Genomic DNA, 14,174 nt, shown 5'->3' on the forward strand with positions numbered 1-14,174 from the left:
CAGAACTGATTGGGGCAGCAGTTCCAGAGCTTCAAAGCTATTTGGGATAGCTGGCGGTTTGATTTCCATGGTTCTACACTACTACTCATCCTTCCCTTTTTGTCAACCCCATCACCTGAATGCTTACTCTTCGTCATCTTGCCCCCCTTGTCGGCAAGATCACAGGAATTGATTTTGCTGAACAATTGGTAAACCTAGCTAAAGAATCAACTGCCACTTTTGATAATGTAAACCTCATTCTCGGAAGAGCAGAACATTTACCCACTCTGGTTCAAGAAACTTTTACTTATGCTTTATTGGGATGGAATACGATTGGCAATATTCCTCAAGACGTTCATAAACCTGTTTTCGATAATCTCGAAAAACTAGTAGAGGAAAAGATATTTATTTCGACTTTCAAATGTGGTCCAGAAGTCATGGATGAGCGCTTACGCTTTTATGCTAAAACGGGTTTAAAAGTAGAAAGTATCAATGGCAATCAAGTGATTTTAGAAGGGGGTTCCCATTGTCCTAATGCTTATCCTTTCAGCTATTTCCAGGAGTTGCTTGAATCTATAGGGTTTTCCATGAAAACTCATGATTTGGGCTGGGTTGGTGTGATGATTGAAGGAACTAAACAATAATTTGACTGAATGAGATTTTACCGGGAGCATGTCAGTTTTGTTAATTCCTGATTCAGATCCCCCTAAATCCCCCTTAATAAGGGGGACTTTTCAATCTAATTCCTGAATCTAATTCCCCCCTTCGTTAAGGGGGGTTAGGGGGGATCTATGTACATAATTACAAAGGTGACATACTCCCGATTTTCTCCACCTTGAGGAAAATATCAACAATCACAACAGGGCTTTATTCAGATTTAAGATCATAGGCATAAACGGTAGCCTCCCCATGGGAAGCACGCCCTGCAAGCGCCCCATTGATTAGCTCCTTTGCAGAGCCATCCCCTAGCACCGCCTCGACCTGAGCCACAAACTGACTCATTTCATCAGGTGTCAGCAAGGCAAATGCCACATCTGTTGAGCGCCAACCAGGGTCAAGGCTTAGCCTCACCATCTTTTCATCCTGGGCTTCAATCCAGTGGGATTCCGCTGGGCTTACATTACCAGTCATGGTGAACCCCATTTTTTCCATCAGCGATGTGAACCAAACACCCTCCGTCAGGGACCAGACCGAATCCAGACGCTCCCACGCTGATTGTGGAAATAGGTTAAAATGCCAGTAAGCTTTACGACGCTGCTCTCGGCTAGTAGTGACAAGTACAAGTCGTCCACCAGCTTTCAGCACTCGTTTTGCTTCCGCGATCGCCCGCTCACATTGCTCCCTTAAAGACGTTGAAGTTTCGCCTGAATGCACATCTTCCCCTCCAAGGTGGTGTAGCACTTGGGCCAACAGCACTAGGTCAAAGGAACCGTCCTCAAAAGGAAGCTTGGTGACAGAACCCACTTCAAAGCTGGCATTGTCCAAGTCTTGACAATTTTCTTGGGCGATCGCAATCCGCGCGGAATCTGTGTCAATTCCTACAACTTTACTGGCCACCTCAGCAAGGTATCGTGCGTGCTGCCCTGTGCCGCAGCCAGCGTCTAACACTACATCTCCTGGGCGGACAAATCCCAAGATCTCTTGTACCCCAAAGGGTCTGCGTGCTTGGTTGTATTGAGCCGCTGACTGGTCTGAATTATCGTCGCCCAGTGCTCGCAGGACAAAAATGTGGTGCAGTACTTCCTGGTTGGTTTCAATGCCCACAAATGAGTGCTCGTGTACCACCTCAGCCACCCCTGTGGTCACTAGTCGGCTCACCTCGGCAGTGTATTCACTTTCGGCTTCGCGCATTGATAAGACTACCAGTCCGCCATCCTTCGTGACCCGGATGAACTCTTTCAAGGCTGGTTGTGCTCGAATCTGGCTTGCTGAAAGCCCTCCCACACACAGCACACCATCGTACTGACGGTCGGGTATGGGCAAGGGTTGATTAGCATCTTCTACATGATACTTACGGTAGAGTTCCCGGCGACGCGCCTCAAACAACATCTCGGTGGAAACGTCCATTGCCTCTAGGTTGGTGAGGCCATGATTACGCATCAGCAGCCAGGCATTCTGCCCTGTACCAGCCGCCACATCTAAGATTCGTGGTTCATCGGTTTGCACCAGTTGACCGAGATATTGCGCCAAAATATCAGTGGCAATAGCTGGGATTTTGTAGCCAGCTTGATTTACATCCTGTTCATAGCGCAATGCCCATTCCTGATAACCAGCCTGATTGTCATCTTGCTTGAGGTAGTGCTCGATATTACTGATGGCTTCTTTGACATCCCCTGTTTCCCCTACATAGCGCTCTGTCCGCAGATAAGGGTCGTGAGCCACCACCCGATGCATTCGGCGCAGGCCAAGGTAGTCTGCCCTAGCCAGGTGCTGCACTCCAAAGTTGTCCCAGATCACCACATCCCCCTTAGTCCAGGAATGGCAAAGAACCTGGTCTGGACGGTTGGCTTGCTCAAAGACGCGGTTCAAAAGTTCCGTACTCTCCTCTTCCGACATTCCTACCAAGGACACCGTGAAATTTGAGTTCAGATAGAGCAGTGGAACACCTGTGTCGGGATGCTTAATCACTGCCGGATGAATAGACTGCACGTCATTAGTCACGTCATCCGGTCGGTTTACCCGGCCATAACCCTGCTTGAGAGAGTGGAGAGCGCTGATACCATGCAACTGCTCCCTTAGTTCTGGTGAAAGATTGCGGTACATTTGGTTAGCACTTTGGAAGCAGGTATTACCACCGCTAGGAGGCAGGATAAACCCACATAGTACGCTGGCCCGGGATGGGTTCACTCGCCAGCTCATATCTGAGTGGAACAAGAATGAATCCGCTGGAATCCCCGTGTCACCCATGGTTTCCAGAATTTGCACCTTGCCAGCGGTGTCCTTGGCTTCGTTAACTGGGTGGTAGTTTTCAACTTGGCCAAAAAGTCCCGCCAACTTTAACAGGCTGGCATCAGCTTGGATTGGTTGATCACCGAAACTGCCTCCGTCAGGAGGGATGAGCACTACCCCATTTTCATACAGCAGCTCTCGAATGCGATCGCATTGTTCTGGGGAATTAACATCAACATTCGTCAGCTTCACCCCAAAGGGTTTGAGTTGATGGACTGCAAGAGTGGATAAGGTTTTCATGGATATTAGGCTGTTTAACTGGCGTTGCTGATTATGGGTATGGTTTTGCCCCCCTAACCCCCCAATTTTGGGGGGAACAAAACTATCAAAGTCCCCTCCGGTGCGCTTTCCGTAGGCGAATTAAATTCGCCACGGGTCGCACCGCAAAGTTGGGGGATTTAGGGGGCTGTAATAAAACCAGATGATCGCGCATTCATTCCTTAATTCAGCAACGCCGTTTAATTGGTAAACCCTTATGATACACTGCTAATGCTCTGTTCCATAAAATCCGGCTCAATCTCTTCAGGTTTAAAAACTAAATCAGGTTTGAGGTAGTGTAACGGATAATCTTGGCGCATCCGTTTGTAACCTCCACTGGTAATATTGAGCACAATGGTTTCCTTTTTACCTATTTTTCCCGCCTCAACCGCTTGAATTAAAGCACCAGTTGCCACACCGGCAGCAGGACTAACATCTATTCCTTCCAATTTCTCAAATAAAGCCCTTGCTTTGTCTGATTCGTCATTAGTCACACCATACATTTCTCCATCAGTATCAGCCAATGCTTCATAAACCCCTCCCGCAAGAGAGTAAGCTGGGTTTCGGTTGGTAAGTACCTTAGCAGAAACCTGACTAATGCATTTTTTTGCTTCTATTTCGCTCAAAGCAGTAATTTCTCGCTTACCCGCGTTCCAAGCATCGGTCATGGGTGTAAAAGGAATGTTTTGACAGAGGTGAAGCTTCATTTTTTTGTTGCCAAATCTGCCATCTGCTAAAAATCTGAGATTGGCTTCGTAAGCTGAAATCCCACCAGTACCGGAACCGACAGCTTGGAAATAGTGATCAGGAATTTCCCCAATGGTTACTGTAGCATCCACAACGGTTAGCCCCATACCATCCCGTCTGGCTACATTTCTCGCTCCTCCTTCCGGAAAGAAACCCTCTAATTCACTGATGATTTGTCCGATCCGAATGGCATCGGAGTAGTCACCATTCCCACCAACAGCGATCATACGAACACAAGAATCAAACGGCTCCTTTGACCAGATGGCGGATAAATTTTGCTCTGGAATCACCAAGCAAAAGGGGATTTTCAGCTTAGAGCAAACCGTAGCAAACGCTCGGCCCGTATTTCCAGCTGAAGCAACGACGAGGGTTTTGGGGTTATCCTCTGGTATTCTCGCTAAGATCGGGAAAGCTTCTAATTCTTTAAACGAACAAGTCGAAAGATGAGCATCTCGCTCTGGCCAGTAGCCATTGAAAGAAATGAAAAGATGATCTAATCCCAGATGGTGAGCCAGATTTTTGCTTTGATACGTAATCGGTTTACCATCTGCCTCTAAGTATCGATCAACCGGTAGCCAATCGATATATCGGAATAAACCTGGGAGATTCTCTTTGACTTCTAGCTTTTCGTTAGCATAGACAGCACGCAGAAGGGATGGCTCATGTTTATCGTCACAGCAAAGGCGGAAAGGGTCTGGTTCATAGTCTTTTCCACACAACGTGCAACGCAGGATATATTTGAGTTTAGACTTCATTGTGATTAGTACTTGGCACCGAAATATTAGACATCTCCAAAAATTAACCTCAAACCCTTGCACTGCCTGGGTCAAAACCGAGTTTCTGGAGATTTCTAGTATAGCAGCTAGTTGAAAATAGCCCGATTTGGGAGTAGGGAGTAGGGAGTAGGGAGTAGGGAGTAGGGAGTAGGGAGTAGGGAGTAGGGAGGGTGGGGAGGGTGGGGAGATGGGAAGATGGGGAGATTTTTATGAAGTATAATGATCCTGGCTATAGATTAAAAAAAAGCGATACTCTTTGCTAAGCATCACTTGTTTTAGGTCTATAGCAGTCGAAGTAAAGGTTAAGATATAGTTCTATTCGGAAGCATGTCATATCCCCCTAAATCCCCCTTAATAAGGGGGACTTTTGAATATAATTCCCCCCTTTTTTAAGGGGGGTTAGGGGGGATCTATATACTTAGTTACAAAGGTGACATGCTTCCTTCTATTCCCTATTCCCTGTTCCCTTTAAAAAAAACTATGTCCTATTAATAATAGGTTCCCGACTTACGATGATGCAGGGCAGTTACTCCATCAGATAGCACCTTACCATTTTTAACTACCCCATAAACTAGCCAGTGGTCACCACATTCCATCCGATTTTCTACAGTACATTCCAAATAAGCTAGGGCATCACTTATAATTGGGCAACCATTGTCTGCTTCTTCGATCTTTATCCCACCAAATCGGTCTTCACCAGGACCAAAGGGTTTGAGAAACTGCTTCATTAAGGGTAAATGTTTACCATCTTCTAACACATTCAAGACAAAGTTATCTCCAGTGTGCATCAAAGACTCAACTGCTCGTTCTTTAGCTACCGCTACGGTTAACCCTGGAGGAGTAAAGGTAGCTTGAGATACCCAGGAAGCTAGCATCGCTCCGGTCAGGTCTTGTTGTTTAGTAGTCACAACACACAACGAACCAATCAACCGTCCCACCGCTTGCTCCGTGCGGGCAGCGGAAGACTCACCAGCAGGTTGCTTGGGTTTCCGGGCTTTTTTGGCTTTTTTCAGGGCTTGAGCAAAATCTGTACCAGCTTCTTCACAGTATTTGAGGTCTTTGTCTGTAGGCTTAAATTTGACCCGAATCGTCTCAAAGCCAAACTTGTAACCCGCATCCCGGAACTTATTTTCTAATAGGTCAATGGCTTCCCCACTCCAGCCATAGGAACCAAAAACACCCGCTAGCTTGGTTTTCGTAGCGCTAGATAAAACCATACCCAAAGCAGTTTGAACCTGGGTTGGTGCATGACCTCCTAGGGTAGGAGAACCCATGATAAATCCGTCTGCTTTCTCCACAGCATCGCCAATCTCTTCTGGATCAGCTGCTTCACAGTTAAGGGATTCTACCGATACACCAGCTTTTGTGATACCTCGTGCGATCGCTTGAGCAATAGCTCCAGTATTGCCGTAAGCTGAGGCATAAATTAGGGCAACATTGGCCTCTTGAGCTTGTTGTTGCTTACTCCATTTCCCATAGGACTCAGTTAGTTCTTGAAAGCCATAGCGCACCAAGGGTCCGTGACCGGTAGCATAAAGCTTAGCATCAAAGTCAGCTAATTTAGCTAAAGCTGTTTCCACCTGTCGGGCGTGGGGTGCCATCAGGCAATCAAAATAATAGCGTCGGTCTTCGTTATAAACCCTCCAACCTTCATCCATTACCTGGTCTCCACAGACATGAGCACCAAATAATTTATCTGTAAATAGGATTTGAGTTTTAGAATCGTAGGTACAAAGCTGATCAGGGAAACGGGGATTAGGGGTAGGGATAAAATCTAGGATGTGACCTTCACCTAAATCGAGAGTATCATCCCCTTTCATCACTAGGATTTTGAGCTCCTGTTCTGGAATAGCTTTATCTTCTAGTTTCTCAAACAGAGTGCGCAAAGATTTGGCACCAGGATTGGAGCAAACAAAGGTAATCTCAGGAGCAAGTTTTAGCAGAGCATTCAGGGTAACCAGGCGATTGGGATTAATGTGACCGAGGATGACATAATCTATCAGCTTTGGGTCAAGGCGTTCTTGTAATGCTTTGAGAAACACCTCTGTAAAAGATTCTCCTGGTGGATCGAATAGGGCGATTTGATCAGCTCGAATTAGAAAAGAATTAGCAGTGGTGCCTCGTTGCAAGGCATATTCGATTTCAAATTTGAGCCGGTCCCAAGTACGCGATCGCAATATGAGGGTATCGGTAGCAATATGCAGGGGTTGGACGTCACGGGGTTTTGTAGTGTTCATGGTTCAAGTTAGCCGGTTACATTTATAGCGGTTTTAAATTTGGTGAGGTACACAGTTTCTGGTTTTAGGGAACAGGGAACAGGGAACAGGGAACAGGGAGCAGGTAATAGAGAGGAGTGAAAAATATGTGTACCTCATTAATGTTATAAATGCTATAGTATTTAACTCTTAAGGAACACATTTTAAGGAACACATTTTAAAACCCAAACCCCAGCAAGGATTTAAGATTTTCAATAAAAATGTGTTTCTTACTAGTGTTGCGCTTTGGCGCGATCGCCGCTAGGCGCGCAGCTGATATCTTGCACCAGTAGAAAAAAACTTAATAACGGAACGGAAGTGATAATAATCAATTTCAGTACGGAGAAATTCAGATTTTATCACTGTTCCCAGATCCGCTGTTCCCCGTTCCCTACCTTTACAGGTAAATTTTAAACTTGGTGCAAGATTTAGCTTTAGTAATGATTTCCCACTTTCCGATGGTGGATAGCAGTCAGAGACTCTGGCTTAGAAACCCGTCCTGTGTCAACGGTAGAGTAAACAATCCAATGATCACTACACTCCATACGGGTGGTAACTTTACACTCTAGATAGGCTAGGGCATCGGTCAGAATGGGGGAACCGTTTTGTGCTGTTTGTGTATTCACCCCTGCAAAGCGGTCAGCACCAGGTTTGAAGCGCTTGAGGAAGTGTTTCATTAAATCTTGGTAGTTGCCTTCTTCGAGTACATTGAGTACAAAGCGGTCTCCCACTTGCATCAAGGATTCAATCGCCCGGTCTTTGGCTACAGCAATGGTGAAACCCAAAGGCTCGAAGCTAGCTTGGCTCACCCAAGAGGCTAACATGGCACTCTTGACATCCCCTTTCTTAGCGGTGATGATGTACAATCCACCACTGAGACGACCTAGGGCTTTGTCTAGGTCTGTATCTAGGGATTTCATGTTCTTGATCAAGCGATCGCGACTCAGCCATTGCCCCATGTCAGTACCGGCTTCTTCACAAAGCTTGTAAATGGTTTCACTAGGAGTGTCTTTGATCCGAATCGCAGGAAAGGCTTCTTTGAGTCCTAGGCTTCTAAATTGACTGCGTAGGGGGTCAATCGGTTCGTCATCTTCGCCATAGGATTCAAACAGACCAACGGATTGCTTGGATTTGACCGCAGCAAGTACCGTGCTAACTGCTGCTGTAGTGGTGCTGTTTGTGGTTGGAGGCATGCCAATCACTATGCCAGCGGCACGGTTAACAGCTTCTTGAACCTCTTGGGGGTCAGCGGATTTGAGGTCCATCATCTCCACAGCAATCTCAGTTTTGGTAATCCCTAGGGCGATCGCTTGAGAAATGCGATCGCTATAGCCATAATCTGAGACATAAAACACAACAACCGATTTTTCTGCCTTGGCCTTGGCTTGACTCCAGTCGCGGTAATTTCCTACCAGTTGTTCTACATTGTGGCGCAGTAGAGGACCATGACCATTAGCAACAGTAGTCACCTCTCCCAACTTGTCCATCCGCTTGAGAGCAGATAGCACTGAACGGGCGTTGGGAGCCATCAGGCATTCGTAGTAAAATCGATAATCTGCTTCGATAGCGCTGAGGTTGTCATCATAGGTGCTAGCAGAGCAGTAGTGCATGCCAAAGACATCACAAGTATACAGCACCTTAGTCCCAGCATCGTAAGTGAGCATGGTGTCGGGCCAATGAAGATTAGGGGCATTGACAAAATCCAGGATATGCCCATTGCCTAAATCCAGCTGATTACCACTTTTGACAATTTGGCGCTGAAACGGTTGGTGTACAAAGTCTTCTAGGAACTGGATCGCCACTTTTGAGCCCACCACAGTAATATCTGGAGCCAGTGCAAGGATATCTTTAACTAACCCACTGTGGTCTGGTTCGGTATGGCTGATAATTAAGTAATCAATATCGGTAGGGTTAATTAGTCCGGTTAGAGTATCTAAATATAGCTGGCGGAATTTTTCATGGGACGTATCGACCAAGGCAATTTTCTCACCCCGAATCAGATACGAGTTGTACGTGGTGCCGTTTTGTAGTCCAAATTCGATGTCGAAGCGATCGCGATCCCAATCCAAAGAACGAATAGTTGTGGTATCTGGAGCAATCTCGCTAGTCTCTATGGTTAGCCGCTTTTGAACCCGGTCAGTGAGTACTACCATCCCTTTACTCCTTTATCCGCTATTTTTAAGATATGTAACTTTTCTTTATTTTTACACAAATATCTTCAAAAGCTGGATTTAAATATGCTATGGCTCTGATTTAGGATTGGTTATAGTTCACTCACCACCAATAGCTGATAGCTAACGCCCTAGGCTCATGCTACCCTTGCCAGCTATCAGCTATTCATGGTCAATGCTTTAGGGCTAGAGTGATACTATTAACGTTTACCTCAGTTTTGCTAATCTCATCCAACGTTAACATTAACGGATGGGTTGGAGAGACTTCGTTATCCCGATAGGCTCCAATCAGCAGCAAATAACGAGTATCAGTTTCGCTCATCAACAACTGCATCAATTTCAAAGATGCTGAATCTACCCATTGCAAGTCATCTAGGAAAATAACTAAGGGATGCTCAGCAGTAGTGAAGACTTGGATGAATTTCTGGAACAGTCGATTAAAACGATTTTGTGCTGCACCAGCTGATAGTTCTGGCACAGGAGACTGTTTGCCAATGATTCGTTCTAGTTCAGGGATAACGTCAATGATGACTTGACCGTTTTCTCTTCCGGAACAGGGATTTTTTCCCACTGTGACTAGTCTTCCCAAAAAAAGAAATCTAGAATCGATTAGGCAAAGAAAAAGGCAAAAGGCAAATTTATTTCCCCGACTCCCGACTCCCGACTCCCATTAACCCAGTAATTTGTACTTCACCGAATTGATAACTGCTATATGACAACTAAGGCAAACAGCTTTTTAGGATTAGTGATTGGCAATTCTCGGCTACATTGGGCTTGGTTTGTGGATAACACCCTGAAAAAAGCCTGGGATACCAACCATCTAACCCCAGCAGCTGTAGCGCAGTTAATCAAGAACTGGAGGTCTAATGTAATGTCAGCGGAAATTTTCCCACCCCAGTTAGCAGCTCAGAGATTAGACCCATCCAATCCATTACCCCTTTACATCGCTTCAGTAGTACCTGCCCAAACAGCACTTTGGCAAAACTATTCCGATACTACAATATTGACCCTGGAAGATTTACCCCTTTCCGGACTATATCCCACCCTAGGCATTGACCGCGCCTTGGCCGTATTTGGTGCTGGTCATAGGTATAGTTATCCAGTTTTAGTTATTGATGCTGGTACTGCTCTAACCTTTACTGGGGTTAACCAAAACCTACAGCTAATCGGAGGAGCTATCTTGCCAGGATTGGGATTACAGTTACAGTCTCTAGCACAAAAAACTGGAGCATTACCGGCCATTGAACTACCAGCTCAGTTACCAAAGCGTTGGTCTCTGGAGACATCAGAGGCAATAGCAAGTGGTGTTGTCTATACAGTATTGGCTAGTATCCGGGATTTTATTGAGGATTGGCAAAGGGAGTTTCCCAACAGTCCGATTGCTATGACTGGCGGCGACTCTGAGCAGTTAGTTACTTATTTCCAATCCCAATTTCCTGCAATAGCGGCTCAGATTATTGTTGATCCTTACTTAATCTTTTGGGGAATATTGTCAGTGGTTGGTAGTTAGTTGCTGCGGTGACTTTTGTGGGGAATTAAGCAACGGTGATATTACCCTCAAAATAGTCCTGTAACTGACGGTCATGGTCATGGCTGAGGTTTCCCTTAGGGATAGCTTCCGGTTCAAACGCCTTGACTTCACTAATTTCCAATACGTCCTGTACCTCCATGGTTCCGGTGACATCAGCTTCTACCAGAATACAGATAGAATGAACTCTGGGATCTCTTCCTGGTGCTGAGTAAACCCCAAATAACTGGCGAATCTTGAGCAACTCCAGTCCAGTTTCCTCAAATAATTCCCGTTCGATAGTCGTTGGAATATCTTGACCCCAGTTAACTATCCCTCCTGGTAGAGCCCACTTACCATTGTCACGACGTCGAACTAGTACAATTCGCCCATCCGGCAAGAGTGGAATGATGCTCGTACCGGTAATAGGATGTCGAAATATAATTCCGAGAACGGTTTGGACAAATTGCCATAATCTTCTCATGTGATGATAGGGCTGTTGAGTGTGTGTGTTGCTTTTACTGACTGCTATGATAGACATTATGGATGCAAGTTCGGTAACGTCAGTGATTGAAAAGTCCATTGTGATGCAATTCAACGTTGAACGTCTGAGTAGTTAACAGCTAGGAGCCTAAGGAATACCTGACCGGTTCACAGGCGAATCACTTCTGGTTAAATCTCTGTCTTGATGCAAAGCGCTAATGGGGTGGCCTCCTTTGACCGCACCGGTAGTCGCTCATGGGGTGTCCTGCTTTGACCGCGCTGCATCAATGTCATAACCTGGGTAGATATGCACCAGTGCTTCGCCCTCTCACCGACCTTCATCTGAACATTTTCGATCAGATGGACAACTCTAAATGACTATATACATTGGCAACCTAGATTATCAGGTTACCTCTGAAAACTTACAGGAAGTATTTCAGGAGTATGGTACAGTATCAAAAGTAGCAGTTCCTAAAGATAGGGAAACAGGTCAAGGGCGTGGATTCGCTTTCGTTGATATGGGGACAACGGATGAGGAAGATTCGGCCATTGCTGAGCTAGATGGTGCAGAATGGATGGGACGTTCTATGCGCGTCCGTAAAGCTAGACCAAAAAATAACGACAACGACAACAATCGCGGAAATCGTAGTCGCAGTGGATTCTAGAAACACTAGGCTTCGAGGACAATCAAGAAGTCTGGTTTGGAAAACTAACCATTTTCCTTTCCCGTGGGTGACATGGGTAACTTAAATAAACCAAGCTGAATTTATTGTAAGACTTGGGTTTGATAGTGTTTTTGTTTTTTTATCAATGAGGTAAACATGGCAAAGCGCCGCAATCTAAAAAAGGAAAAGGCGCAGCGGAATCAAGCTTACGCCCGTAAGTTTCGGAAATCCAAGCGTAATACGGGCCGTTTTTCCAAAAATAGACGGTACGGTACTAAACCTCCTAAGTCGGAGGAAACAACAGCAGAAAATAATGAGGATAATAATTACCAAGGTGGTACTGGTGCGATGTAATGAGTCAGTTATCAGCTGATTCCTGATATTCCCATAAGTAACTACCCTAGTTGATTAACTACTGCTGTCAATGTAGAAAATTTAGGAGTATCTAGTCAGGAGCTTCGAGTCAGGATAAGTCAAGTTTATGTTATTGGAATAAACAAAAGTAAAAGTATGTTTTAATCCAAAAACTAACTAAACATCTTTAGTTCTGATCCGAAGTTTCCCGCTCCTAACTTCCCTATTATTAAGTATTTTTGTACTGGCGCAAGAATGGCGCAAGCAAGACTGACCTACGGTCACGCTACGCGATTGAGAAGATCTAATATTAGAGATAAATTAGCGATCAATCATGATTTGAATTTAGGCGATCGCATGCATCCTGAATCCCTCGCCTAACCTGGTCAAAACCAGTGCCACCATAACTATTCCGACGAGCGACGACTTGAGTCGGGGCAATGGCTTGATAAATATCCTCTGCAAAGGCTGGATGCAACTCTTGCCACTGTTCGAGGCTCAAATCCTTCAGTAACTTCCCGGATACCAAACAACTTCTGACCACCTTACCCACCAGATTGTAGGCTTCCCGAAACGGAACTCCTTTTGAGGCTAAATAGTCAGCGACATCGGTAGCGTTAGAGAAATCTTCAGTAACTGCTGATGCCAAACGTTCGCTACGAAATTCTAACCCTTCCTGCCAGAGAATGGTCATGGCTTCGAGACAGGCTTTGATAGTGTTAACGCTATCAAACAGTGCTTCTTTGTCTTCTTGCAAGTCTTTGTTGTAAGCCAAAGGTAGCCCTTTCATCAAAACTAACAACCCTTGTAGATGACCAAAGACACGGCCAGTCTTACCTCGTACCAGTTCGGGAACATCAGGATTTTTCTTTTGGGGCATTATGCTCGAACCAGTAGCACAACTATCACAGAGGGTAACAAAGCCAAATTCCTGAGATGACCAGAGAATGATTTCTTCTGAAAATCGGCTTAGATGTACCATGATCAAACTGGCAGCACAGAGGAATTCAATGGCAAAGTCGCGATCGCTTACTCCATCAAGGCTGTTACCATAAATTCCTTCAAAATGCAAGGTTTTGGCGGTATGATGTCGGTCAATGGGGAAGGTAGTCCCTGCTAAGGCTCCACAACCGAGGGGTGAGATATTCACCCGCCGTCGGATTTCCCCTAAACGCTGCCAATCCCGCTCTAGCATTTCTACGTAAGCTAACAGGTGATGGGCTAAACTGACTGGCTGAGCCCGTTGCAGGTGAGTATAGCCAGGAATCAGGGTTTCAACATGAGCTTTGGCCAGATTGAGCAAGACCTCTTGGAAGTTACGTAACTGGCTACGAATCTGATCAATCTGCTCCCGGAGGTAGAGTCGGGTATCCGTACCAACTTGGTCATTACGCGATCGCGCTGTATGTAGCTTCTTGCCAACATCACCCACAAGTTCAGTTAGGCGGCGTTCTACAGCTAAGTGTACATCCTCAGCATCAACACCAGGGTTAAATTTTCCTTGGTGGTATTCTGAGCGGATTTGTTCTAAGCCAGCTACTAGCTGCTGAGCTTCCGACTCAGAAATAATGCCAGTATGGGCAAGCATCTTGGCATGAGCCACAGAACCAGTAATGTCATACTCAATCAGTTCTATGTCAAAGCCGATACTGGCATTGAAGCAAGCAATTGCTGGATGTAACGCTGATTCAAATCGCTGACTCCAGGTTTTTTGCTCAGTCACAGTTTTGGAAACAAGATAAAGGACACAAGACGAGTTAAACGAAGTTAGATTTAGTATAAGCATTCAGCTATCAGCATAAGCGCTACGCGCACGCTACGCGAACAGCTATCAGCATAAGCGCTACGCGCACGCTACGCGAACAGCTATCAGCTTAGGTGCGATTAGCATAAGCAATTTCGAACTATTAAATTTTACCGTTTGGGCATTGCGCATTTCCCATAGGCGCACGCTACCCGAACGAGATGTACCTTAAGCTGACGGCTGACAGCACCTCAAGCAGCGTGAGCTAAAAGCTGACGGCTGACAC

The 14,174-nt window shown here is 45.7% G+C and carries 10 protein-coding genes and 1 pseudogene; 4 read left to right on the top strand and 7 right to left on the bottom strand.

Annotated elements, in window-relative coordinates; genetic code table 11:
- Nucleotides 1-119 precede the first annotated feature (119 nt).
- Nucleotides 120-623, top strand: a complete 504-nt coding sequence (locus tag F6K46_RS27445) for a class I SAM-dependent methyltransferase (RefSeq protein WP_293063150.1) — start codon at nucleotides 120-122, stop codon at nucleotides 621-623.
- Between the two features lie 223 nt (nucleotides 624-846).
- Here the strand turns inward: F6K46_RS27445 and F6K46_RS27450 are convergent, their stop codons facing one another.
- From F6K46_RS27450 to F6K46_RS27470, 5 genes and pseudogenes are all read right to left on the bottom strand, one after another.
- The gene (locus F6K46_RS27450; RefSeq protein ID WP_293063152.1) at nucleotides 847-3,168 is read right to left on the bottom strand and encodes a TauD/TfdA family dioxygenase; all 2,322 of its coding nucleotides are present in this window, start codon (nucleotides 3,166-3,168) and stop codon (nucleotides 847-849) included.
- A 233-nt stretch (nucleotides 3,169-3,401) separates the two neighbouring features.
- A complete protein-coding gene (locus tag F6K46_RS27455) occupies nucleotides 3,402-4,688 on the bottom strand; it encodes a cysteate synthase (RefSeq protein ID WP_293063154.1) in 1,287 nt (428 codons plus the stop codon).
- A 509-nt stretch (nucleotides 4,689-5,197) separates the two neighbouring features.
- Nucleotides 5,198-6,946: a diflavin flavoprotein gene (locus tag F6K46_RS27460; protein WP_293063156.1), complete on the bottom strand. Its 1,749-nt coding sequence runs from the start codon at nucleotides 6,944-6,946 to the stop codon at nucleotides 5,198-5,200.
- 452 nt (nucleotides 6,947-7,398) lie between these two features.
- Nucleotides 7,399-9,117, bottom strand: coding sequence for a diflavin flavoprotein (locus F6K46_RS27465; protein WP_293063158.1), 1,719 nt, complete (start codon nucleotides 9,115-9,117; stop codon nucleotides 7,399-7,401).
- Nucleotides 9,118-9,319: 202 nt separating this feature from the next.
- Nucleotides 9,320-9,679, bottom strand: a pseudogene (locus F6K46_RS27470) (AAA family ATPase); the annotation flags it as partial.
- Between the two features lie 168 nt (nucleotides 9,680-9,847).
- On the opposite strand from F6K46_RS27470, the gene F6K46_RS27475 reads away from it, so the two are divergent.
- Entirely contained in the window at nucleotides 9,848-10,645 is a 798-nt protein-coding gene (locus tag F6K46_RS27475; protein WP_293063160.1) for a pantothenate kinase, read from the top strand.
- Nucleotides 10,646-10,670: 25 nt separating this feature from the next.
- On the opposite strand, the gene F6K46_RS27480 is transcribed toward F6K46_RS27475, so the two are convergent.
- On the bottom strand, nucleotides 10,671-11,126 hold the full coding sequence (locus F6K46_RS27480) for an NUDIX domain-containing protein (protein ID WP_081431301.1): 456 nt from the start codon (nucleotides 11,124-11,126) through the stop codon (nucleotides 10,671-10,673).
- Between the two features lie 373 nt (nucleotides 11,127-11,499).
- Between F6K46_RS27480 and F6K46_RS27485 the strand changes: the two genes are divergently transcribed.
- Nucleotides 11,500-11,790: an RNA-binding protein gene (locus F6K46_RS27485; protein WP_075902425.1), complete on the top strand. Its 291-nt coding sequence runs from the start codon at nucleotides 11,500-11,502 to the stop codon at nucleotides 11,788-11,790.
- 156 nt (nucleotides 11,791-11,946) lie between these two features.
- A complete protein-coding gene (locus F6K46_RS27490) occupies nucleotides 11,947-12,144 on the top strand; it encodes a hypothetical protein (RefSeq protein WP_070394677.1) in 198 nt (65 codons plus the stop codon).
- A gap of 328 nt (nucleotides 12,145-12,472) precedes the next feature.
- Here the strand turns inward: F6K46_RS27490 and argH are convergent, their stop codons facing one another.
- Complete coding sequence (argH, locus tag F6K46_RS27495; protein WP_293063163.1) at nucleotides 12,473-13,867, bottom strand: argininosuccinate lyase; 1,395 nt, start codon at nucleotides 13,865-13,867, stop codon at nucleotides 12,473-12,475.
- Nucleotides 13,868-14,174: the final 307 nt, after the last annotated feature.

This window comes from Moorena sp. SIO3E8 (genome assembly GCF_010692445.1).
Taxonomy (GTDB): Bacteria; Cyanobacteriota; Cyanobacteriia; order Cyanobacteriales; family Coleofasciculaceae; genus Moorena; species Moorena bouillonii.

What these genes read in the sequence shown, in the direction of transcription:
- F6K46_RS27445 (WP_293063150.1), top strand. Translation starts at nt 120, where the DNA reads ATGCTTACTCTTCGTCATCTTGCCCCCCTTGTCGGCAAGATCACAGGA.
- F6K46_RS27450 (WP_293063152.1), bottom strand. Translation starts at nt 3,168, where the DNA reads ATGAAAACCTTATCCACTCTTGCAGTCCATCAACTCAAACCCTTTGGG.
- F6K46_RS27455 (WP_293063154.1), bottom strand. Translation starts at nt 4,688, where the DNA reads ATGAAGTCTAAACTCAAATATATCCTGCGTTGCACGTTGTGTGGAAAA.
- F6K46_RS27460 (WP_293063156.1), bottom strand. Translation starts at nt 6,946, where the DNA reads ATGAACACTACAAAACCCCGTGACGTCCAACCCCTGCATATTGCTACC.
- F6K46_RS27465 (WP_293063158.1), bottom strand. Translation starts at nt 9,117, where the DNA reads ATGGTAGTACTCACTGACCGGGTTCAAAAGCGGCTAACCATAGAGACT.
- F6K46_RS27475 (WP_293063160.1), top strand. Translation starts at nt 9,848, where the DNA reads ATGACAACTAAGGCAAACAGCTTTTTAGGATTAGTGATTGGCAATTCT.
- F6K46_RS27480 (WP_081431301.1), bottom strand. Translation starts at nt 11,126, where the DNA reads ATGAGAAGATTATGGCAATTTGTCCAAACCGTTCTCGGAATTATATTT.
- F6K46_RS27485 (WP_075902425.1), top strand. Translation starts at nt 11,500, where the DNA reads ATGACTATATACATTGGCAACCTAGATTATCAGGTTACCTCTGAAAAC.
- F6K46_RS27490 (WP_070394677.1), top strand. Translation starts at nt 11,947, where the DNA reads ATGGCAAAGCGCCGCAATCTAAAAAAGGAAAAGGCGCAGCGGAATCAA.